20 protein-coding genes and 1 pseudogene are annotated in these 20,298 nt (G+C 59.6%); 11 read left to right on the top strand and 10 right to left on the bottom strand.

Annotated elements, in window-relative coordinates; translation table 11 throughout:
* Positions 1-72 precede the first annotated feature (72 nt).
* Positions 73-2,202, bottom strand: coding sequence for a S9 family peptidase (locus tag BJF91_RS23710; protein ID WP_075617062.1), 2,130 nt, complete (start codon positions 2,200-2,202; stop codon positions 73-75).
* Positions 2,203-2,422: 220 nt separating this feature from the next.
* Here BJF91_RS23710 and BJF91_RS23705 point away from each other — a divergent pair, with 220 nt between their 5' ends.
* The gene (locus BJF91_RS23705) at positions 2,423-2,812 is read left to right on the top strand and encodes a DUF930 domain-containing protein (protein WP_075616949.1); all 390 of its coding nucleotides are present in this window, start codon (positions 2,423-2,425) and stop codon (positions 2,810-2,812) included.
* Between the two features lie 121 nt (positions 2,813-2,933).
* On the opposite strand, the gene BJF91_RS23700 is transcribed toward BJF91_RS23705, so the two are convergent.
* Positions 2,934-3,860: a LysR family transcriptional regulator gene (locus tag BJF91_RS23700; protein WP_075616948.1), complete on the bottom strand. Its 927-nt coding sequence runs from the start codon at positions 3,858-3,860 to the stop codon at positions 2,934-2,936.
* A gap of 121 nt (positions 3,861-3,981) precedes the next feature.
* Between BJF91_RS23700 and BJF91_RS23695 the strand changes: the two genes are divergently transcribed.
* Entirely contained in the window at positions 3,982-4,350 is a 369-nt protein-coding gene (locus tag BJF91_RS23695) for a DUF2798 domain-containing protein (RefSeq protein ID WP_234801706.1), read from the top strand.
* Between the two features lie 70 nt (positions 4,351-4,420).
* On the opposite strand, the gene BJF91_RS23690 is transcribed toward BJF91_RS23695, so the two are convergent.
* A complete protein-coding gene (locus BJF91_RS23690; RefSeq protein WP_075616947.1) occupies positions 4,421-5,518 on the bottom strand; it encodes an AI-2E family transporter in 1,098 nt (365 codons plus the stop codon).
* Between the two features lie 635 nt (positions 5,519-6,153).
* Here BJF91_RS23690 and BJF91_RS23685 point away from each other — a divergent pair.
* From BJF91_RS23685 to BJF91_RS23670, 4 genes are all read left to right on the top strand, one after another.
* Entirely contained in the window at positions 6,154-7,926 is a 1,773-nt protein-coding gene (locus BJF91_RS23685) for an FAD-dependent oxidoreductase (protein WP_083943457.1), read from the top strand.
* Positions 7,927-8,315: 389 nt separating this feature from the next.
* Positions 8,316-9,062, top strand: a complete 747-nt coding sequence (locus tag BJF91_RS23680; protein ID WP_075617060.1) for a polysaccharide deacetylase family protein — start codon at positions 8,316-8,318, stop codon at positions 9,060-9,062.
* Between the two features lie 232 nt (positions 9,063-9,294).
* On the top strand, positions 9,295-10,428 hold the full coding sequence (locus tag BJF91_RS23675; protein WP_075616945.1) for an AAA family ATPase: 1,134 nt from the start codon (positions 9,295-9,297) through the stop codon (positions 10,426-10,428).
* A gap of 7 nt (positions 10,429-10,435) precedes the next feature.
* On the top strand, positions 10,436-11,236 hold the full coding sequence (locus tag BJF91_RS23670) for a DUF3226 domain-containing protein (protein WP_075616944.1): 801 nt from the start codon (positions 10,436-10,438) through the stop codon (positions 11,234-11,236).
* A 79-nt stretch (positions 11,237-11,315) separates the two neighbouring features.
* Here BJF91_RS23670 and BJF91_RS23665 read toward each other — a convergent pair whose 3' ends face one another.
* Entirely contained in the window at positions 11,316-11,528 is a 213-nt protein-coding gene (locus tag BJF91_RS23665; protein ID WP_075616943.1) for a hypothetical protein, read from the bottom strand.
* 31 nt (positions 11,529-11,559) lie between these two features.
* Positions 11,560-11,958, bottom strand: coding sequence for a VOC family protein (locus BJF91_RS23660; protein WP_075616942.1), 399 nt, complete (start codon positions 11,956-11,958; stop codon positions 11,560-11,562).
* 88 nt (positions 11,959-12,046) lie between these two features.
* On the opposite strand from BJF91_RS23660, the gene BJF91_RS23655 reads away from it, so the two are divergent.
* Genes BJF91_RS23655 through BJF91_RS23650 form a run of 3 tightly spaced genes read left to right on the top strand, consistent with a single transcriptional unit; the run spans position 12,047 to position 13,486 of the window.
* Positions 12,047-12,775, top strand: a complete 729-nt coding sequence (locus tag BJF91_RS23655; RefSeq protein WP_075616941.1) for a helix-turn-helix transcriptional regulator — start codon at positions 12,047-12,049, stop codon at positions 12,773-12,775.
* 16 nt (positions 12,776-12,791) lie between these two features.
* On the top strand, positions 12,792-13,109 hold the full coding sequence (locus BJF91_RS25145) for a hypothetical protein (RefSeq protein ID WP_162843918.1): 318 nt from the start codon (positions 12,792-12,794) through the stop codon (positions 13,107-13,109).
* On the top strand, positions 13,055-13,486 hold the full coding sequence (locus BJF91_RS23650; RefSeq protein WP_162843917.1) for a Type 1 glutamine amidotransferase-like domain-containing protein: 432 nt from the start codon (positions 13,055-13,057) through the stop codon (positions 13,484-13,486). Before BJF91_RS25145 ends, BJF91_RS23650 begins: the two co-directional genes overlap by 55 nt.
* Before the next feature lie 66 nt (positions 13,487-13,552).
* Here the strand turns inward: BJF91_RS23650 and BJF91_RS23645 are convergent, their stop codons facing one another.
* The 4 genes and pseudogenes from BJF91_RS23645 to BJF91_RS23630 all read right to left on the bottom strand — a co-directional run bounded on the left by BJF91_RS23645 (position 13,553) and on the right by BJF91_RS23630 (position 18,063).
* The gene (locus tag BJF91_RS23645; protein WP_234801705.1) at positions 13,553-15,286 is read right to left on the bottom strand and encodes a flotillin family protein; all 1,734 of its coding nucleotides are present in this window, start codon (positions 15,284-15,286) and stop codon (positions 13,553-13,555) included.
* 45 nt (positions 15,287-15,331) lie between these two features.
* Positions 15,332-15,970, bottom strand: coding sequence for an OB-fold-containig protein (locus BJF91_RS23640; protein ID WP_075616940.1), 639 nt, complete (start codon positions 15,968-15,970; stop codon positions 15,332-15,334).
* Positions 15,971-15,976: 6 nt separating this feature from the next.
* Positions 15,977-16,645, bottom strand: a pseudogene (locus BJF91_RS23635) (PspA/IM30 family protein); the annotation flags it as partial.
* A gap of 611 nt (positions 16,646-17,256) precedes the next feature.
* Positions 17,257-18,063 (bottom strand): NAD(P)H-binding protein, encoded by an 807-nt coding sequence (locus BJF91_RS23630; RefSeq protein WP_075616938.1) that lies wholly within the window; start codon positions 18,061-18,063, stop codon positions 17,257-17,259.
* A gap of 69 nt (positions 18,064-18,132) precedes the next feature.
* On the opposite strand from BJF91_RS23630, the gene BJF91_RS23625 reads away from it, so the two are divergent.
* Complete coding sequence (locus BJF91_RS23625; protein WP_075616937.1) at positions 18,133-18,531, top strand: winged helix-turn-helix transcriptional regulator; 399 nt, start codon at positions 18,133-18,135, stop codon at positions 18,529-18,531.
* 213 nt (positions 18,532-18,744) lie between these two features.
* Here BJF91_RS23625 and BJF91_RS23620 read toward each other — a convergent pair whose 3' ends face one another.
* A complete protein-coding gene (locus BJF91_RS23620; RefSeq protein WP_075617059.1) occupies positions 18,745-19,632 on the bottom strand; it encodes a VOC family protein in 888 nt (295 codons plus the stop codon).
* A 240-nt stretch (positions 19,633-19,872) separates the two neighbouring features.
* Between BJF91_RS23620 and BJF91_RS23615 the strand changes: the two genes are divergently transcribed.
* A complete protein-coding gene (locus tag BJF91_RS23615; protein WP_075616936.1) occupies positions 19,873-20,295 on the top strand; it encodes a universal stress protein in 423 nt (140 codons plus the stop codon).
* Positions 20,296-20,298 lie beyond the last annotated feature (3 nt).

Genomic DNA, 20,298 nt, shown 5'->3' with positions numbered 1-20,298 from the left:
ACGGTGCGGCATATTTCCTTCTCCCACTTGTGGGGAGAAGGTGGCGGCGGCCGGAAGAGGGGCTGGCCCTCGTTACATCTTCCCCGCCATCTTCACGGCAAACGCATATTCAAACGCCACCTCTTCCAGCCGCTGGAACCGCCCGGATTTGCCGCCATGGCCGGCTGCCATGTTGGTTTTCAGGAGATAGGGGCCGGCGTCGGGGGCTTTTTCGCGCAGCTTGGCGATCCACTTGGTCGGTTCCCAATAGGTCACACGCGGGTCGGTGAGGCCTGACAGCGCCAGGATCGGCGGATAGCGCTTTTTGCCGACATTGTCATAGGGGCTGTAAGCGGCGATCCAGCGGTATTCCTCTTCGGATTCGATCGGATTGCCCCATTCCGGCCATTCCGGCGGGGTCAGCGGCAGGGTGTCGTCGAGCATGGTGTTCAGCACGTCGACGAAGGGCACGGCGGCGATCACGCCGGCGAATTTTTCCGGTGCCATATTGGCGACCGCGCCCATCAACATGCCGCCGGCCGAGCCACCTTCGGCGATGATCTTGTCGTAGGCGGTAAAGCCCTCGGCGACGAGATGGTCGGCCGCAGCGATGAAGTCCTTGAAGGTATTGACCTTCTTTTCCATCTTGCCGTCTTCGTACCAGGAAAAGCCCTTGTCCTTGCCGCCGCGGATATGGGCGATGGCGTAAACGAAGCCGCGATCGACCAGCGACAGGCAACTGGTGTTGAAGCCGGCCGGGATGGTCACGCCATAGGCACCGTAGCCGTAGAGCAGGCAGGGGGCCGAGCCGTCGAGCACGGTATCCTTGCCATAGAGCAGCGTCACCGGCACTTCAACGCCGTCATGGGAGCGGGCGAAGACCCGGCGGGTGATGTAGTCCTGGGCGTTATGGCCTGACGGTACTTCCTGGGTCTTCAAGAGCACCCGCTCGCGCGTCGCCATGTTGTAATCATAGAGCTGGCTTGGCGTCGTCATCGAGGAATAGGAAAAGCGGATGGTGTCCGTGTCATATTCAGCAGCACCCTGCAGGCCGAGCGAATAGGCCTCTTCGGCAAAGTCGATGGCGTGTTCCTCGCCGCTCACGCGGTCGCGGATCATGATGACTGGCAGGCCCTCGCGGCGCTCCAGCCAGACGAGATGCCGGGCATAGGCCATATGCGACAGGATCAGCCGGCCGGGCGTATGCGGCACGACATCTTTCCAGTGTTCGCGGCCCGGCGCCGTGACCGGTGCTTCGACGATCTTGAAGTCCTTGGCGTCGTCGGCATTAGTCAGGATGAAGAACACATCGCCGCCCTCGGTCATCGAATATTCGATGCCCTCTTCGCGCTCGGCCACCAGCACGGGCTCCGCCGTAAGGTCGCGGGTCGACAGCAGCCGATATTCCGAGGTCTCGTGATCGTGGATGTCGATATAAATGAAGTCGTCCAGCAGCGAACCGCCAACGCCCATGAAGAAGCCAGGGTCCTGCTCCTCATAGACCAGCCGGTCTTGTGCTTGCGGCGTGCCGAGGATGTGGTGAAACACCTTGGACGGGCGATGGTTCTCGTCCTGCAATGTGTAGAAGAAGCTCTTGCCGTCAGGCGCCCAGACCCCGCCGCCGGCGGTATTGTCGAGCACGTCTGCGAGATCCTGGCCGCTCTCGAGATCGCGGATGCGCAGCGTGTAATATTCCGAGCCCTTGTCGTCATAGCCCCAGAGACCAAGCTTGTGATCGTTGCTGTGGTCGAGGCCGGCCAGCCGGAAATAGTCCTTATCCGCAGCTTCCTTGTCGCCGTCGAGCAGCACCACGCGCAGGCTCTCGTCCTTGGGATCGCCGTCGCGGAGAATGCGGAAATAGCGCGGCTGCTCGCCGCCGGTGACGAAAGCCGAGCCATAGGCAAACGGCCCGTCCTTCATGGGCACGGAACTGTCGTCTTCCTTGATCCGGCCTTTCATTTCCGCAAACAGCTGTTTCTGCAGCGCTGCCGTATCGGCCATGGCCGCATCCATATAGGCGTTCTCAGCCTCCAGATGGGCGCGGATCTCGGGGTCGAGGATCGAAGTATCCTTGAACATCTGCTGCCAGTTGTCGGCGCGCAGCCAGGCATAGTCGTCTGTGCGGGTCACGCCGTGCCTGGTGTCGCTGAACGGCTTGATCGCAGCCTTGGGTGCTGGCGGAAGATCGGCAAAGGGCGGCTTGGAAGAAGAGGACAAGGGCATACTCGCTTGGTTATGGACCAGGCTCCAGAGATAGGCGGCAGGTGGTCCGCGATCAAGCGGAAATGGGTAAAGCACCTGAGCGCGAAAGCCAAATTCCTCTCTGGTCATTTTGCGCCGCCCGTGTCGCGATCACAAAACCGGGATGCACGTTTTAAATGCTGGCCTCACCGGGATCGCGGCAATATATTCCGCCGAATCGGAGTCTAGTAGGAAATTATATATGCGACTGATGATTTTGACCGGTGGTTTGGCGATGGTTTTTGCGCAATCTGCCTTTGCGCTCGATGCATCTGCCACCCGCCAGCTGAAGTCGCTGTCGCCGGCCGAACGGCTGGAGCAGCGCTGCGACATGGAGGCGATGAACCGGATCGGCAAGGAAGCCAAGACCTATTCCCCCGACAAGGTGATCGCCTATACCTTTGCCCAGACTAAGGCCGACGGCAATCGGCTGAAGGCGCCGGGCGCGGTCTTTCGCAGCAAGGGTCAGTGGTATCGGCTGAAATACCAGTGCGAGACCGGCAACCAGCATCTCGACGTCAAGAATTTCAGCTACCAGATCGGCGATGCCGTGCCCAAACAAAGCTGGGGCAAATATTACCTCTACAATTGAGGTTTGCCCCATTAAAGCATGTCGCGTTTAATTGCCCGCAATTAAACGATAACGTACATGCGACAAAAGAAGAGCTAAAGCGTGTCGCCGGGAATCCTACTCACTGCGACACGCTTTAGCGTCAGCGCACCGGGTTCTTGCGCCATTCCTCGATGATATGGTCGATGAACAGCCGCACCTTCGGCAGCATGGCCTGCCGGTCCTGCAGGCAGATGTGAAAATCCAGCGGCTCCGGGTCGGCTTCGGCGCCGCTGCTGGCCGATCCCGTGGCAAACAACGAGACGACCTTGCCTGAGGCGACGAGATCGCGGGCCAGGAATGCGCCGAGCCGGGAGATCCCGGCGCCGGCCATCGTCATGGTGGCCAGCGCATCGATATCGTTGCAGATGATCGACACATGCAGTTCCGGCTCGAAACGGATGCCGTTGCGGATGAAGCCCCAGGGCAGCAGGCGACCATCGTAAGGCGTGCGAAACAGCAGGCAGGAATGGTTTTTCAGCTCCTCGGGCTCGCGCGGCACGCCGTGCTCGGCCAGATAATCCGGCGAGGCGCAGATGATGATCGGCACCGAGCCCAGCCGACGTGTCACCAGGCCAGCGCCGGTGGGACGGAAAAACCGGATGCTGATATCGATTTCGTCGCGGATATGGTCGAGCCGTTCGTCGTTGAGGATCAGTTCCACCGAGACGTCAGGCCAGGCAGCCGAGAAGGATGGCAGCATCCGGGCGATAACATGCCGGCCAAAGGCGGCCGAGACCGCCACCCGCAGCCGCCCCTGCGGCCGCTCGTGCAGCACCGACAACGCCGCCTGGGCCGCGTCCAGGTCGCTCACCACCCGGCGCACCCGCTCGAAATAGATCTTGCCCGCTTCCGTCAGCGCCAGCCGCCGCGTGGTGCGCACCAGAAGGCGCGTGCCGATCTCCTGCTCCAGCCGGGCAATGTTCTGGCTGGCTGCTGCCGGCGTTATCCCGAGCTGCCGGGCGGCGGCGGCAATGCTGCCGGTTTCCACGGCCCGGATGAAACTGTCGATGCCGCGCAGGCTGTCCATTAGCTTTCGAAGCCTTTATCTCACTCGTAAGTTTTCCTTTATACTGACGATGATCTTGCTGTTCTACCGGGCGGCCGGAAAATTCGCCATTGTGCCCTCAGACAAACAGAGGGACACGACGATGATAAACAATGGAATGATGATTGAAGCCGCTATAGCCGGCTGCGCCGTTGCCGATATGGCCATAGCCAAGATGGATATCACAGACGCCGATCAGACCGTGGAGACTGCGCAGCAGCGTCGCGTGCGGCGCTACAAGCTGCATCATCGCACGGCGCCTGTCGTCTCCGCCTTCTTCATGGCGGGCATCATGGCTCTGATCATGTGCACCGCCATTGCCGCCGTAAACGGCGGCGTGACTGCCGATCTGCCGGCCCGCACCCTGCGCGCCTATGCCTTTGCCATGCCAACCGCCTTTTTATGCGTGCTGCTGGTGCGGCCGCTGGTCGTGCGGCTGACGGCCTGGATCGTGCATCATCCGGCTGCATGAGCCGGTGCTTTCTGCCGTTGGCGATACGCATTCGCGGGCGAGAGCAGGGTCCCGCTATCCCTGAAATGCTTTAGCCTGGCAGCTTCGGCTTCGTCGCCGCATGCGGAGCGAGTTCGGCAAAGATCGCCTTGCCAATCAGCGACAGCGGCACTGCCAGCATGGCGCCGGCAGCACCCCAGACCCAGGTCCAGAAAATGATGGCGACGAAGACGGCGAAGGCATTGATTTCCATGCGCCTTCCCATCACGGCTGGTGTCACCAGATTTTCCACCAGCGTATGCACAGTGAAGAAGGCGATGGCCGGAAGCAGTGAAAACAACAGGCCGCTATGGGTGAGAATGCCGGCCAGCGCCAGCGAAACCGTGATGGCGGTGACGCCGAGAAACGGCACGAAGCTGGAGAGAAAGGCGAAAAAGCCCCAGAGCACCGGCAGCGTTAGGCCACCGGCCCAGGCAATCAGCATGGCGCAGCAGCCAACGCCTGCATAAATCAGCGATGCCGTTGCAAAATAGAAGCCGAGCGCGGTTTCGATGGCGTTGATGCAGCGGATCGCGGCCAGCCGCCGGGCGCGGTCGCGGAAAGACACGATCAGCGTCTTGCGGATCGACACCCGCCCGGCCAGAAACAGCACCAGCCCGACAAAGAAAATCAACGTCTGCACGATGGCGGGTGTTACCTGACCGGCAACGGTCGTCAGGATGCCGCCGCCGTTTTCCAGCATCTTGTCCATGGTAACGCCGCGGGCATTGTAGAGCCCGTCCAGGTGCAGCCAGTGAAAGCGCTGCAGGAACGGCGTGAACCGGTCGACCATGGTCTGGCCGATGGCCGGCATGTCCTGCGCCAGTTCCATCAGCGGTCCAGCAAGCGTATTGCCGATGATGGTTACAAGCGCGGCCAGCGCCGTGGTCAGCACGATGGCGCTCAGCATAGGCGGCACGCCTAGCGCTTCCAGCCGGTCGGCCGCAAGCCCGAGGATCAGCCCGACGACGACGGCCAGCGCCAGCGGCATCAGGATGGTGCCGGCATAATGCAGCGCGGCAATCGCGACGATCAGGAACAGGCCGATCACCGCCCAGGCCTGGCCAAGCTCCAGCGCCGTCTTGCGCGGCCGGTCTTGCCTCGTTTCGCCGGGCTGCAGGATCCTGCGCTTTACTGTGTCGTCCATCATGTGTGCCTTTCCTGCCGGGCCGCCTGCCGGGCTATGAACCGCGGGAGGAGAAATGAGGCAAGATGTTATATTTACTACATAATTTATGATTTTGACCGCGCCTTGGCGACTGATTCTGCAGCGCAGCAGCGGGTCCTTTGTCACCAAAAACTTGTCAAGCGAACGTGTACTAACGCGTAGAGCGCACACCGGTTCCGCCTTTATTTGGTCATGACCTTGCCGCTTTCATCTGATCGGCCACGAGACAGGGATGTCTCAAAACGAGACATGCGCAGGTTTGAGCGAAAGGGTTTCGCAGCCATGGCGGGTTAAATCCTGGGTTGTAGAATAACTTAATAAACCCGCAGTCCCAAATACCCCATTTTTTCAGGGCGCTAGCATGAGGGCCCGGCATTAACCATGCAGCCGGTGGAATACGGAGCAATTTGTAACTATCCGATGCATAAAGCACCGGCCTGCACGGCGGCGCTGCTCCAAAAAAACATAGATGCACCCAATAAAAAGCGGCTTAACTGTGTAAAAAAATAGGCTCGTCTACTGAAAGAGAAAAGAATGAATGCAACTGAAAATGCGTTTTTTTCAGCGGGGATTCAAATACATTAGGAAGCTAAATATAGCGTTTAGAGCAGGTAACAATGCGTTTCAATTTGGGTCGTCGAGTGTTTGTTGCTGGAGCAACCAGTCTATTTGTGCCGAGCTTAAGCTTTGCGCAGCAAACGACCTATGACGTTGTTATTTACGGCATGACCAGTGGTGGGATCACCGCGGCCATCCAGGCGAAGGCCATGGGTCGCACTGTCGCTATTGTCGGCGGCTGGCGCGAGCGACATCCCGGCGGCATGATGGCCGGTGGTCTCGGCGGCACCGATATCGAGGCCGGTAGCGCTTTTGGCGGTCTCGCCCGCTATGTCATCAGCCGGATCAATGCCGAGGCCGGCGTTGCCGACACCACCTATTCCTTCGAGCCGCGCTTTGCCCAGACCGTGTTCGAAAAGCTGCTTCAGGAATACAATATTCCGGTCTTCCGCAGCCGTGGCGTCTTGCGCGTTGCCAAGACCGGTGCGCGCATCGACGGTATGGAGACTATCGACGGCCAGGTCTTCAACGGTCGCTGTTTCATCGATGCGAGCTATGAAGGCGACCTGATGGCCGCCTCTGGCGTCTCCTGGGCGGTTGGTCGCGAGCCGCAGGACGGCGACAACGTGCTGAACGGCTTTCGCGGCACCCGCACCGATGCCTGGGGCGACAACCATAATTTCCAGCTGCATCGTCGCTTCGAGCGGGTGATCGGCCAGGTCGCTATCGATCCTTTCGTCACCGAAGGCGTGCCGGGCAGCGGCCTCCTGCCGGGTATCCGCAATTACCCAACGCCGGAAATCGGTGCCGGCGACCGGGCAGTGCAGGCCTATAATTTCCGCATGACCATGACGCGCGATCCCGCCCGCCGGGTGGCGCTGCCTTCGACCCCGCCGCCGGGCTTTGATCCCGCCCGCTATGAATTGCTGTTCCGCTGGGTGAGGGCGCTGCGCGATCGCGGCCAGTTGGCCGATGCCGAAAACGCCGTGAAGATGCAGTTCCTGCTCCACAGCGATCTCGGCAATGGCGTCTATGACATCAACAATCGAGGCGCGGTTTCCACCGACTATATCGGCGGCTCCTGGGGTTATCCGCAGGCCGATTACGGTATGCGCGAAAAGATCTGGAAGGCGCACGAGCGGTGGACACGCGGCTTCTTCTACGCGATGCAGCATCACAAGGACCCGCGCGTGCCTGACGACCTGCGCCAGGTCTTCCTCGACTACGGCCTCGACGGGCAGCATTACCTCGATCCGCATGAAAATGACGAGGCGAACTGGCCTTATCAGCTCTATGTGCGCGAGGCGCGCCGCATGGTGTCCGACCACCAGATGAGCGGCCATGACGTGACGGCCGCAGACGATCAGGAACTGCGCGACAACAACACGATTTCGACCGGTTCCTATCGGCGCGACAGCCACCACACCCAGCGCATCGTGCGCAACGTCACCAACATGCTCGGCTCTTCGGCGCCCAGCGTTTGGAACGAGGGCAATTTTGAAGCCGAGGCCGGCGGCGCCGACCGGATCTTCGCCATTCCCCTGTCCTCCATCGTGCCGCGTCGCGCCGAATGCACCAACCTGATGTCGATCTTCGCGCTCAGTGCCACGCACGAAGCCTTCGGCGCGATCCGCATGGAAATGACGCTGATGCAAACCGGCCAATCCGCCGGGGCCGCAGCCGCTCTGATCGCCACCAGCCGTGCCGACATCCAGGACGTCTCCTATGACGAACTGGCAGGGAGCCTCTATGTGCCGCCGGGTGCCAAGCCCTCGGTTCTGCCACGTGACCCCAACACCCAGGCCCTGGCCTTCAACCTGCGCCGCTCGTAAGCGGCAAGGGCAGGGCGGTCAGGGACAACACACGCCCTCTTGACCACGCGGCTCCCAAAATCTTCTTGACGAAAAGATGCGGCAAGCGTCTTTGCGGAGCGCTGCCGTATAATTCCCGATGGAACCGATTTAAGGACAAGATTATGCGGTAGATCGACAGCGCTACGGCGTGGTTTGCGCGTTTGGTAAAATGTGCGCGCCGTAGACAATAGCGAGGCACACGCATGCGGAATGGTTTGAACATCGGCTCGGGTTTGCGCCTGGAACATCCTGCGCTCAATCGAGGTCGCCACGATGCTGTGGCCTTTTGTTTTCATGCATTTCCGGGCGCAAAACCGCTGCACACGTTTGCTGCAAATGCGCTGTCGCGCGCGGCATGGCTGGCCCTGATGCTGACGGCAAGCGCGGCACCTGTTCTCGCCGCGCAGACCGCGATCCCCCAGCCGAAGGTGGCCGAGCAGAAATTGATCGAGCCGAAACTGCATATCCAGCCAGCACCCAAAGGGACAGTGCAGGTGGCGGTGACGCTCGATGCCTGCATGGGCCGAACCGACCCGCGCATCCTCTCCACTCTGATCGATGAAAACATCAAGGCGACGATTTTCGTCACTGGCCGCTGGATCCGCACCAATCCGCAAACGGTGGCGGTGCTGAAATCGCGGCCTGACCTGTTCGAGGTGGAAAACCACGGCGAAAACCACATTCCCGCTGTCGATTACCCGACCACGGTCTACGGCATCCCCGCCGCCGGCTCGCCGGAGGCGGTTTCCAAGGAAGTGACCGGCGGCGCCGACGCCATGCGCGCAGCCGGCTTCGCGCCGCCGCACTGGTACCGCGACGCCACCGCCAAATATTCCCCAAGCGCGATCGCCGAGATCAAGGCTATGGGCTACGAGGTCGCCGGCTTCTCGGTCAACGGCGATTCCGGCTCACTGCTTGGCGCCAAGGAAACCGAACAGCAATTTGCCCGCGCCAAGAACGGCGACGTGCTGATCGCCCATATCAACCAACCCACCCACGCCGCCGGCGAAGGCGTGGCGGCAGGATTGAAGGCGCTCAAGGCAAGAGGCGTGGTGTTCGTGCATCTGAATGAGGCCGCGCAGGTGCAGCCGGTGAAGGGACAGCCGGTGAATTGAGGGGGCGAAGCAGATCATGTTTAAGAAGGACAAGCTACGACGGTACAAAAGCGCCTGCGCTCAACACGTGAGCATTTAAGCGTCAAAGGTTCCATCCGGAGTTACCACCTTTGACATGTTGAATTATCACGTAGGTGCAGTCTGGCAACGCGCCACGGCTTAATTGCCTACCAGTGGCCAACGCGCTTTCCATATGTTAATTGCTCGTAAAAGCTTACGAATTGGGACAATCATGGCCGATTGGCAGCACATCAAGGATTTGCAAATCGAGGCGTTTCGAGGGCTTCGGCGCGTGGAATTGTACGACTGCGAGCAGGTAAACTTGATCGTGGGGGGCAACAATAGTGGTAAAACCTCTATATTGGAAGCTCTTGGTGTATTCGCGTCGCCGTTCGATCTCACGGAGTGGGCAACCATAGCTCGCCTTCGTGAAGTTCGTAGTCCTGTTATTTCAAGTGAGAGCAGTTTAACAGCCGTCGATGCAATGCGGTGGCTTTTTCCTGCAGGAGAGGAATTGCCGTTGGCACTCTCAGGACGGGGCGGATGGATTGCCAGGAACTTGGATGCCTATTGCACAATGTTTAGAGGCATACCGCCCGAACCACGTTATCGGGACGACCGCAGGAACAAAATTCCTAGCGATATAGAAGAAATAGGATGGCACGTTGAAGTAGGCATAGATCTCTGGGAGCATCCAAAGCAGTCATCGCTTTTTGATCATGACGATAATAGCTATCGTTATGCGGTAGATTTATGGCCTTCCACTGGGTTTGTGCAAAGAGGGAAAAATAATCCAAAGCTCCGAACCGTAATGTTGGGGCCGTATTCCCACCGCAACCAACCCCTACAGATGAGAGCTATTTCTAATTCAATCACTGAAGGGGATAAATGGCAAATAGTTGAATTATTGCGTGGTATTGATGAAAATATATTAAATCTCGAAATCATTACCAGTCCACCATATGACAGGCCCACGGTTGTAGTTCGCCACAGAGACGCTGGACTACTACCGATTAGTGTTCTTGGAGACGGTTTCCGCCGCGCCTTATCAATTGCGCTTGCCTTGTCTGCGGCGAGAAATGGGTTGTTACTCATTGATGAAGTCGAAACCGCCTTCCATATCTCTGTTTTGGACAAAGTTTTTCGCTGGATGATTGATCTTTCTCAGGAGTTAAATGTACAGGTCTTTGCAACAACACATAGCTTAGAGGCTATTCAAGCAATCACGAGTGTCGAGCTGAGTCGGAAACTTCCGGTCGCAGCATTTCACATTGATCGTCCGTTGTCCGACGACGCCAACGTGAAGCGATACGGCTCCGAAATGTTGCGGAGAGTGGTACGCGATCGCGGCTTTGATATCAGGTAACCAAACCATGCAGCACTCTCTAGTGGTAGTTGAAGGCGTTCACGATGCCGCTTTTTTAGGTCATCTTCTGATAGCTAATGGTTTTCGAGCGATTGATAATATTGTTGATGTCCCTGATATTTGGCGGGATCTTATTCCTAAAATTTTCCCAGATGGCAGTAAGCTAAAGCACGTTGTAAGCTATCCGGATATATACATTAATGCGGTGGGAAGGGAGCAAACCGTAGCTATAAAAGTTGCTGGCGATGTGTCGATTTTAATTGAAGAGCTTCAAGCTTCTTTAGAAATATTAAATGTTTCTGAAATATATTCTATAGCTATCGTTGCTGATGCTGACGATATTGGTTCAAATGCGAGATTCGACTATGTAAAGAACTTGTTGCATGCCATGAATGAATCTGTCGATCCAAGAAGCGTCAGAGGGTTCCCTCTTGTAGTACCTACCGACCTAGATAAATTTGGAGGTGGCGCGCCTCGAGTAGGAGTTTTCATTCTTCCGGATAATCAAAGGGCTGGTACGCTTGAAACACTTCTTTGCGAGTTTTCGGCGGAACGATTTCCCTTGATAGACAGCGCAGTTAAAGCCCTAATATATGAGGTCGATAAAACAGTTCCGATAACCGAAAAATATTTGAAGTCCTTTCGAAAAGGTGCTGGTAAATCAAAAGCTCATGTGTCGATTGTGGGGAATTTCTTGAGCCCAGGATCAAGTCTTGCAGTTTCTTTAACTAAATCCGACTGGTTGCCGACCAAAAACAACGAGAAGATCGCTCCGGTGAACGGATTTATAAAAGCGCTATTTGAGTGAGGCAGTTCTCAATTTTATTTGTTGCTACTCTGCAATTATTGCTGAGCAGTGTTGCATTTTACGCCTATAAAATACGATGTTAAGCCGATTGAGCCACGATGTCCATTGGCGTGTCGCGCTGCAGCCGCACATTCCATCCGTCTTTCCCACCACATTCGCCTTCCCCTCCAAGCCCAGCCAAGAGTGCTGAAACTGCGTTGTCGCCGTCGAAGCCGGCTTTCTTCTGGATTCGGTCGAGGATGGATTTGTTGGCCTGGTAGGCGAGTAACTCGCCGACGAAGCCGCCGCCCATGCTGATCCGCCTGATGTGCCCGTCCCCGACGTCACCGCTCGCTAAACCGCTGTTTCGCGGCCTCTGTCACGGGCGTGTAAAGCGCAACGCTGCTGCCTTCGGGGTCGCAGAACTGCGCCGTGCGATTGCCCCAGGGCAGGTCCTTCGGCGCATGCACCACCTCGACCTGGTCTTTCAACCGCGTGAAGTCGGCATCGACATCCGCCACCATGAACTCGAGAATGGCACTTCTGTTGGCACCTGGCTCGGCGCTGCCTTCCTGAAACAGCGCCACGGTTTCGGCACTGCCGATTGCCAGGGTGGCGCCCGGCGTGACGATTTCGGCGAAGACGGGAGCCAGCCACTCGGCTTGGTAGCCGGTCACCAGCTCGTAGAAGGCTACCATGCGGCCGATGTCGGCGGCGACGAGACGGGTGGATGCAAATTTCATCATGTTCTCCTGTGGTCTTGGGCTTCGCTTTCACGGCTTTTGTGACACAGTCCTGCTGACAGCGTTGTGGCAGCAGGAATGAGCAGTTATGCGGAAAGCCGACCGGCTCTTTCAGATCATCCAGATCCTTCGGCGGTCGAGCCGGCCGGTGACCTCGGCCGCGCTGGCCGATGAACTCGAAGTCGCCCGCCGCACCGTCTACCGCGATATTGCCCATCTGATCGCCCAGCGCGTGCCCATCGACGGCGAAGCCGGGCTCGGCTATGTGCTGGACCCGAGCTATGACATGCCGCCGCTGATGTTGACGCCCGAGGAGATCGAGGCGGTTCTGCTCGGCGCCCAGATGGTGGCCAAGCTCGGTGACGCCGCCCTTAACCATGCCGCCAAAGACGTCGTCGCAAAGATTACCGCGATCATGCCGAGCGAGTACCTTCCCTTCATTGCTCAGCCCGCCGTCGGCCTGAAACCTGACGAGGGCGGGGAGGGACAGGCTATCGACACCCGCCCCCTGCGGCAGGCAATCCGGGAGGGGCGAAAGCTGACGCTCGCCTATCGCGCCGGCAATGGCGAAGTCACCCGGCGCGTCGTCTGGCCCGTGCTTCTCGGTTACGCGGAAGCCCGCGCCTTGTTGATCGCCTGGTGTGAATCACGGCAAGCCTTCCGCCATTTCCGCACCGAACGCATCCTCGCGCTTGAGGTTCTCGACGAAACCATCGGCATCTCCCGGGTAAAACTGAGACGGCAATGGCAGCAGTGGCGTGAAGCCGAACGCGCCCGCCCGGGGGCAGACTCGGTTAGTGGGAAACCAGCGCAGTGACTGTTGGAGGCGCGTTATGATCAATCTCATATTCTACAGCGATCAGGTTATTCCGGAAAACGCAGCCGTTGATGAGAGGTTGTTGACGGTCTTGGCCTCAAACCGGCTCGGACGGAGGATTGGCTACATTCCGTCAGGGCAGGAGCCTGACCGCCGCTTTTTTCAAGAGAGAGTGGCTTACTACGCGCGCCTTGGGCTGGAACTTCCATCTTTTACGATCTGGATGAATCTCACACCGAAGCCGACGAAGCTGCGCTGTTTGGCTGTGACGCGATTCATTTGTCCGGTGGGCATACTGGCGGATTTCTCGGCCGCCTCAAGCAAAGCGGATTAATGTCACGCCTTAGGACGTGGGCTGAAAACGGCGGCGTGCTGATCGGAACAAGCGCAGGTGCAATTATCCTGACCCCGACAATCGCCACGGATGCCTTGTTTCAAGGAAAGCCGCCGGAAAACTGCATGAACGAGACCGCGCTTGATCTCGTTCCATTCGAGTTTTTTCCGCATCTGAATGCCGATGCCGCGTTTCTTCCGGCTCTTCTCCGCTATAGCCAACATACCCTGAGACCCATCATTGCTTGCAATGACGGAGACGGTCTAGCTGTGACCAATGGCGATATCGAATGCATCGGGCAACCACTTTGGGTGAAAAACGGCAACGTGCGTTTGGCCTGCAATATGCGGCTAAGTAGCATTGAAATCTATAGATAAAGGCGCCCGAGCAATGTCGCCCGGGCGGCCTGTCAAAGCGCTGCTGGCGACAACGAGGGATTCTCCTCACACGCTATCCGGCTTTGGCGGCACTATCGGCTTGGCGACCTCCTGCCTCGCACCCTGCGGCGTCCCCACCGTGTCCTTCCCCTCCAGCCCGGCCAGCAGCGCCGACACTGCGTTGTCGCCGTCGAAGCCGGCTTCCTTCAGGATGCGGTCGAGGATGGGTTTGTTGGCTTGGTAGGCGAGCAGCTGGCCGGCGAGGCCTTCGCCCATGCCGATGCCGCCTGCTGAGCCGTTGCCCCCGCCATTGCCGCCGCGGCCGAGCATGCTCCCGGTGTCGAAGATCTTGATGTCGGAGATCTTTTCGATCGGCTTCACCGCCTCGGCCAGCGCTGCTGGGATGATGCGGATGCGTTCGCGGGTGATTTCGAACTCGATGATATCGGCGCTGAGCTTGTTGCGGGCGTCGTTGAGCAGCGCTTCGCTTTCGGCCTGGGCGCGGCCGGTTTCCAGAATACCCTTGGCCTTGATGATGGCGGCATCGGCTTCGGCGGTCGCCAGCGTCTTGATCGCATCGGCCTGGTTGGTAGCGGCGGTGCGCTCGGCTTCTGCGGCCACGGTCACGGCGGTTGCTTCGGTTTCGGCGCGCTTGCGGGCATCGATCACGGCGATCTGCTTTTCACGTTCGGCGATTTCAACGCTACGGGCCGTCTGCACCTTTTCTTCGGCGGCGATGGCGAGCGCCCGGGCGGCTTCCGCCTTGGCCTTGGCTTCGGACTCTTCGCGGCTCTTGTTGGCAACGGCAATCGCGCTTTCCTGGGCGACGATCTGCAAGTCGCGGCGCGCTTCCGTGTCGCGCTGCTGCACGGCACGGGTGGCATCGATATTGGCGCTTTCGCGCGCCTGCTTGGCGGTTGCCTCGCGCTCGGCAATCGCCTGTTCGGCTGCGATGCGGGCTTCTTCCTCGGCGCGCTTGGCGGCCTGTTCCTGCTGTGCGGTCTCGGCGCGGGTGGCGGCCGACTTGTTGGCGATGTCGCGCTCCTGGCTCAACTCCGCCTCGCGCTTGGTGCGCTCGATGGTCAGCGATTGCTGGCGCGCTTCCAGATCCTTCTGGGCAATCGCCACTTCCGTGTCGCGCACGATCTCGTTGCGCTCCTTCTTGCGCCCTTCCGTCACCCGTGTCAGGGCGGCAAGACCATGGGCGTCAAAGAAGTTGTTGGCGTTGAAATGCTTGATATCCGTCTGGTCGAGCCGTGTCAGCGACACCGATTCCAGCTCAAGGCCGTTGGATTGCAGATCGGCGCCGACCACTTCCTGCACCGCCTTGACGAAATCCATCCGCTGCTCCTGCAGCGCATCAAGGTTCATGGTGGCGGCGACAGAGCGCAGCGCGTCGACGAATTTCGCCTCGATCAGCTGGCGCAACTGCTCGCTGTCATTGGTGCGGCTGCCGAGCGTCTGGGCGGCAAGCGCGATGGAGGAGGTGTCAGGCTTCACCCGCACGTAGAACTCCGCGCCGATATCGACGCGCATACGGTCCTTGGTGATCAGCGCGTCATTCTCCCCGCGCCGCACTTCCAGCCGCAGCGTCTTCAGATTGACCCTTGCGATGGAGTGGAAGATCGGCAGCACGACCGAGCCGCCATCCAGCACGACCTTCTGGCCGCCAAGCCCGGTGCGCACATAGGCCTCGTCGCGGCTGGAGCGGATATAGAGCGTGGCAATCACGAAGCCGACGCCGAGGATCAGCACGATCCCGACGAGTGCGGGCAGAAGAAGACTGTAGAGGTCTGACATGGACGGCTCCATAAAGGGGGCAATGAATAAGGGAAAAACGCAGGCTCAGACGAGATCGGACGGGCCCGGAACGGCCAGGAAAATGCCGGCCTTGCGATCGACCAGGAGAACGGTGGCGCCGATGGCAAGCGGCTCGGTGGCATCGGCCGCGCGGGCGCGCAGCTGATGCCAGTTGCCGTGGCGGTCCTTGACCTTGACGCGGCCGGGCAAACCCTGGTCGAGCGGCCCGATCGTCACTTCTGCCAGCCGCCCGAGAAAATCATCCTCGTCGACGGCATAGGTTTCATCGGTCGGGATCAGGCGGGCCACGGTGCGGCTGGAGGCCCGGATTGCCGGCAGCGCCGCCACGACGGCGATGGCAGACGCGACGGAGGCGGGCAGCGGCATGAAGACCAGCGCTGCCACCGCCTGCACAGCGTAACCGATACCTGCAAACAGCCCGAGCGCGAGCATCAGCAGGATCAGCAACGGCAAGCGGCCGACATTCAGCCAGGCGAGAGGATTGAAGCTAGCCTCATGGCTGAGGTCGTGCCCCAAACCGTCATGACCAAACGCGGGCTTGCCGATAATGCTGCTCAGCGAAAAGCCCAGCAGCATCGACAGGATCTCGATGGCCGTCAGGCCGATCAGAATGGCGGCTGCGATCGAAAACGGCGCGCAGCCGGGGGAAAACACTAGATCCATGAGAGATCAATGACCTGCCTTGAGACGCGCCAGCCGGGCGTCGATGGCCTGCTCGCGGTGCAGCCGGTCAAGCTCGTCAAGCTCGGCGGCACCCTCGCTTGCGGTGCCCGGCACGCCGGTGAGGCGGGTAATGGTGGCAAAGGCCTGCTGCGCGCCGGCCTCGGCGCGGCCGCTCTGGCCAAAGCCCGCCTGCTTGCCTTCGCCTTCGGAGCGGGCGCCGGCTTCGCTGCGCTTGAACTCGGCCAGCCGCGCTTCGGCCTCGCGCCGGGTGGCCAGCACGGCCTGCAGCGCCTTTTGCCCATCATCCAGCGTTAGCGCTATATCGGCCATGGCCTTGTCGAGCGCGGCAATCTGGGATTCGAGATCGATCTGGCGGGCCACGCCAGCCTTGGCGAGATCCTCGCGGCTGGCAGCAAGCGCCGTGCGGATCTTGTCGTCGAGATCGGCAAGATCGGCCTCGATCTCCTTGCGGCGGCTGCGGATGCGAAATTCGGCGGCGCGGGATTTGCCAAGCTCGGTGCGCGCCTCATCGGCTGCCGCGTCGATCTCGCGGATCGCCTGCTCGATGACGGCGATCCCGCTTGCGCCCTCAGCCTTGTCCACCGCCGCATTGGCGAGGCCGGCGATGACCCGCCCCATGCGCGAGAGAATATTGTCAGTGCTCATCATGCTCTCCTCGATAAGACAAGGCCAGAAATAAGACCCGATGCCGTCGGCCACGGACGGCCAGCTCTACCGAGCCTGCCGCATGGACGAACCGGTTATTCCATGGTGAAACTTGGAACATTCACAGCGCGCGAAACCGCGCATCCTTCCTGAACAAAACGCCCCTGATCCAAACACCTTGCCAACCCCTGTGGTTGCCCGGCCCAAACAACCCGGAACGACAAGGCTCGCTGTCAGCGCTACAAGGACGGTCCCTAGGTTCAAATCCCACAATCGAAGATGTAAAGCATGGCCATGGCCGTTCAAGATCTGGAGTGTCAGGCAATAGAAATAAATCGGAACCGCTGTGGAGCGGGATCAAAATGGAGCATTTTGCCCGGTAAAACCCATGGATTTTAAGAGTAAAGTCAGAGGCTTTGAATTTTATATTTAAGTATATTAAGTTTATCTGATATTACGTGACGTAATAAGCTGCTTCTGGTGCTGCACCACGTCACTGCCAACTATTCCCCAGGCGTCCAAAGGGGAGAAGCCCCTCTTTGTCAGCGAGAAAAGGGGGCGGATCCAGTAAATCATTGCACCGTGGCGTGCCATATATGGCGCACGGTGGTTCAGCGCCGTTACCGTTCACTGCTTGCTTGGTGCGCGGCATTGCAGGCGACGGTCAGGGCGTCGCGTGGGTGCGGAACCAATTGTAGAAGGTCGCTGCTGTTGGATTGCAGGAAGCCTGCCATCGCGGCCGAAGAAATCGACAGAAGCATCGGGGCCTGAAACGGCAATAATGGCAGCTCGGAGAGGCGGATACGTTCGTCTGAAAGACTTGTCGGTTCATAGGTGACGCCAAGGCGCTGCGCCAGATGGCGAACTGAGAACGGCGCAATGCCAGAGAGTTCATAAGTCGCTCCCGCATGCTCCTTCGGATCGCAGAGAACTTTGAGCGCGGCATCGGCCAGATCGGCTTTTGCGACGGCGGATATCGGAGCGCTGCCAAATGGCACGGTGATCCGGCCACCGCGTGGTGCGGCAAGCGCACCAATGAGCTCCGCGTAAAGGCCGTTTCGGAGGATCGTCCATGAAAGATCGCTTTGGATCAAGGCGCGTTCGGTCCAGCGATGGGCGAGCGCAAAGCCCAGATGATCGCTGGCCGCTGACAGGCTGGTGTACACAACGTGTTTAACGCCGTGACGGTGTGCCGCCGTGAGAACGGCTTCGTGTCGGCGCATGACAACATCATCCTCCGCATAGCCGGCGGAGACAAGAAGCAAGGTCCGGATGCCTGAGAAATCCAGGGTTTCTGGCCGGTCGAAATCCATCGGGCGGTCTGCATCCTGCGAGCGGCTGGCAGTTTCGATCAGGAGCCCCGCCTCCTTCGCACGTTGTGTTATGAGTGAGGCCAGCTGGCCCGATGCGCCGGTTATCAAGATCATGTAGGTTCCTTCCCTTCGGTTCCTGCACGATCTACGCGGTTACGAAACGACATATAAGGAGGCACAATCTTGTCTGTCACGCACACTGTTGTTCGCCAAGAAGCTGCGCTCGAGCCCTGCGGCTCCCCGGATCATGAGGACTGCGGTATACGGCTGGTGCTGGGTCGGCTCGGCGAGCAGTGGACAGTGATGGCTCTTGCCGAACTGTCTGCGGGCCCCAGACGCTATCGGCAGCTGGAACGTGCCTTGGTCGGCGTTTCGCAAAGAATGATGACCTTGACACTGCGCCGCCTGGAACGTGACGGACACGTCCGGCGACTGGTCGAGCCCACGGTTCCACCGAGCGTGACCTACGAACTGACTGAGCTAGGCCGTTCTTTTGCCGATCAGGTGGCATCACTGGTCACATGGAGCAGGCTGCGCAAGGCCGAAATAGAGACGGCCCGGACCAGTTTCGACGACCGTTAGACACTCTGACGGGACAAAGGTGGCTTTCCAGTCGCGAACGCAACAGGAAGCAGCCGCGCCAGGGCGGCGGCATTGGATGAGCGCCGGACAGATTGGCTTGATCGGCAAGCAGCTAGCCAGTTCCCTTGACCAGCTCTAGTGATCAGCCCCATTGATCAGCCCCATTGATCAGCCCCATTGATCAGCCCCCTTGGTCAGCCCTTGAGATCAGCCTCACTCCGCAGCACTCAGCGTCAGCCCAATGCCCCAGGGATCCGTCAGCCGGTGGCCCTCCGCCGAGCGTGTGACGGGAATTTCCAGGCGTTCCAGCGTCTTTAACGCCGTGTCCAGTGCCTTGATGTCGTTGAAGCGCAGGGCGTAGTCGGCAAGGCCGGTCATGGCGGCTTGGCGCGGGCCGGCGCCGCGGCTGTTCCAGATATTGGCGGCGATGTGGTGGTGATACTGGCCGGAACCGAAGAAGCTGGCGCCGGGATAGGTGGCCATCTTCTTCAGGCCGAGCACACCTTCATAGAAGCGGTCGGCCTCCGGCACGTTGCCCACCTGTAAATGCATGTGCCCGATGCTGGAGCCCTCGGGCAGGCCAGTCCATTGCTCGTCGGTGGCGCTGTCATAAAGTTTCTGCAGGTCGAGCGACAGGGTCGCCATCTCGACCGTGCCATCGGCGTGATAGGTCCATTCAAGCGGCGCGCGGTCGCGGTAGATCTCGATGCCATTGCCTTCGGGATCCGAGAGATAGATCGCCTCGCTCACCAGATGATCGGAGGCGCCGTCGAGACGCACGCCGGCATGGGCGGCATGGCGCAGCCAGCCGGCCAGCGCCTTCCGGCTGGGCAACAGAAAGGCGGTGTGAAACAGGCCGGCCGCCGTGCGCGGTGCCCGCGCCACATCGCCCCGGGTCGTGAGGGTCAGAAGCGGCTTTGCGCCGACGCCGAGTACCATGCCGCTTGCGCTTTGCTCCAACACGCCAAGGCCGATGATCTCGCGGTAGAAGGCCGAGACGGTGGCGAGGTCGGACACGACGAGATGCGCCTGGCCGACATGGATCGGGCGGGTAAGCGCAAAGACCTCGGTAGCGTTATGGGGCAGGGCGGTGCCGGTCATTTCGGTATTGGTCATCTCGATATCGGTCATGGCGGTCGGGTCCAGTCTGCCGCGTGCGCGCGGCTGCAAATCATATGCCGACAGATAGAGGTTTATCGTCGTTTTCTAAAGATCGCGGTTTCGCGAAAGATCGTTCGAGAAAGCTGAACGGTGAGCGGCTTGATCCGGATCAACGCGGCCGGGCGTGAGCAGGCGCAGGTTGGGTCTATCTCAAACCGCAGGCTGCATAGGAGAGCTGTCATGTACCGGAAGATCATCGTTCCCGTTGACGTAGGCCACGCTGAAAAGGGTGAAAAGATCCTCGCCAAGGCGCAGGCTCTGCTCAACGACGGCGGCGAGATCAGGCTTTTGTCCGTAGTTGAAAACCTGCCGTCCTATATCGCCATCGATATCCCCCAGGATCTGCTCGAGGGCGGCATAGAGGAGGCGAGGAGCAAGCTGAACGCCATGGCCGCCAAACTCGAGCCTCACCTGCGCCCGCGCGTGACGATGGAAATCCGGGTCGGCTCGCCGGCGCATGAGATTCTTGCCGCAGCGACGGAGCAAAAGGCCGACCTGATCATTATCGCTTCGCACATTCCGGATTTTTCCAATTACCTGATTGGCGCGACCGCCGACCGCGTTGTGCGCCATGCCCGGTGCTCGGTTCTGGTCGATCGCTGACGA

It is taken from the genome of Gillisella taibaishanensis (genome assembly GCF_001938985.1).
Classification (GTDB): Bacteria; Pseudomonadota; Alphaproteobacteria; order Rhizobiales; family Rhizobiaceae; genus Allorhizobium; species Allorhizobium taibaishanense.
The sequence above is the reverse complement of the archived record's forward strand: the minus strand, read 5'-3'. Positions and strand labels throughout refer to the sequence as shown.

Bases quoted from the DNA above. Each gene is read 5' to 3' on its own strand.
- BJF91_RS23710 (WP_075617062.1), bottom strand. From the start codon at position 2,202: ATGCCCTTGTCCTCTTCTTCCAAGCCGCCCTTTGCCGATCTTCCGCCA.
- BJF91_RS23705 (WP_075616949.1), top strand. From the start codon at position 2,423: ATGCGACTGATGATTTTGACCGGTGGTTTGGCGATGGTTTTTGCGCAA.
- BJF91_RS23700 (WP_075616948.1), bottom strand. From the start codon at position 3,860: ATGGACAGCCTGCGCGGCATCGACAGTTTCATCCGGGCCGTGGAAACC.
- BJF91_RS23695 (WP_234801706.1), top strand. From the start codon at position 3,982: ATGATAAACAATGGAATGATGATTGAAGCCGCTATAGCCGGCTGCGCC.
- BJF91_RS23690 (WP_075616947.1), bottom strand. From the start codon at position 5,518: ATGATGGACGACACAGTAAAGCGCAGGATCCTGCAGCCCGGCGAAACG.
- BJF91_RS23685 (WP_083943457.1), top strand. From the start codon at position 6,154: ATGCGTTTCAATTTGGGTCGTCGAGTGTTTGTTGCTGGAGCAACCAGT.
- BJF91_RS23680 (WP_075617060.1), top strand. From the start codon at position 8,316: ATGCTGACGGCAAGCGCGGCACCTGTTCTCGCCGCGCAGACCGCGATC.
- BJF91_RS23675 (WP_075616945.1), top strand. From the start codon at position 9,295: ATGGCCGATTGGCAGCACATCAAGGATTTGCAAATCGAGGCGTTTCGA.
- BJF91_RS23670 (WP_075616944.1), top strand. From the start codon at position 10,436: ATGCAGCACTCTCTAGTGGTAGTTGAAGGCGTTCACGATGCCGCTTTT.
- BJF91_RS23665 (WP_075616943.1), bottom strand. From the start codon at position 11,528: ATGGGCGGCGGCTTCGTCGGCGAGTTACTCGCCTACCAGGCCAACAAA.
- BJF91_RS23660 (WP_075616942.1), bottom strand. From the start codon at position 11,958: ATGAAATTTGCATCCACCCGTCTCGTCGCCGCCGACATCGGCCGCATG.
- BJF91_RS23655 (WP_075616941.1), top strand. From the start codon at position 12,047: ATGCGGAAAGCCGACCGGCTCTTTCAGATCATCCAGATCCTTCGGCGG.
- BJF91_RS25145 (WP_162843918.1), top strand. From the start codon at position 12,792: ATGATCAATCTCATATTCTACAGCGATCAGGTTATTCCGGAAAACGCA.
- BJF91_RS23645 (WP_234801705.1), bottom strand. From the start codon at position 15,286: ATGTCAGACCTCTACAGTCTTCTTCTGCCCGCACTCGTCGGGATCGTG.
- BJF91_RS23640 (WP_075616940.1), bottom strand. From the start codon at position 15,970: ATGGATCTAGTGTTTTCCCCCGGCTGCGCGCCGTTTTCGATCGCAGCC.
- BJF91_RS23630 (WP_075616938.1), bottom strand. From the start codon at position 18,063: ATGATCTTGATAACCGGCGCATCGGGCCAGCTGGCCTCACTCATAACA.
- BJF91_RS23620 (WP_075617059.1), bottom strand. From the start codon at position 19,632: ATGACCGGCACCGCCCTGCCCCATAACGCTACCGAGGTCTTTGCGCTT.
- BJF91_RS23615 (WP_075616936.1), top strand. From the start codon at position 19,873: ATGTACCGGAAGATCATCGTTCCCGTTGACGTAGGCCACGCTGAAAAG.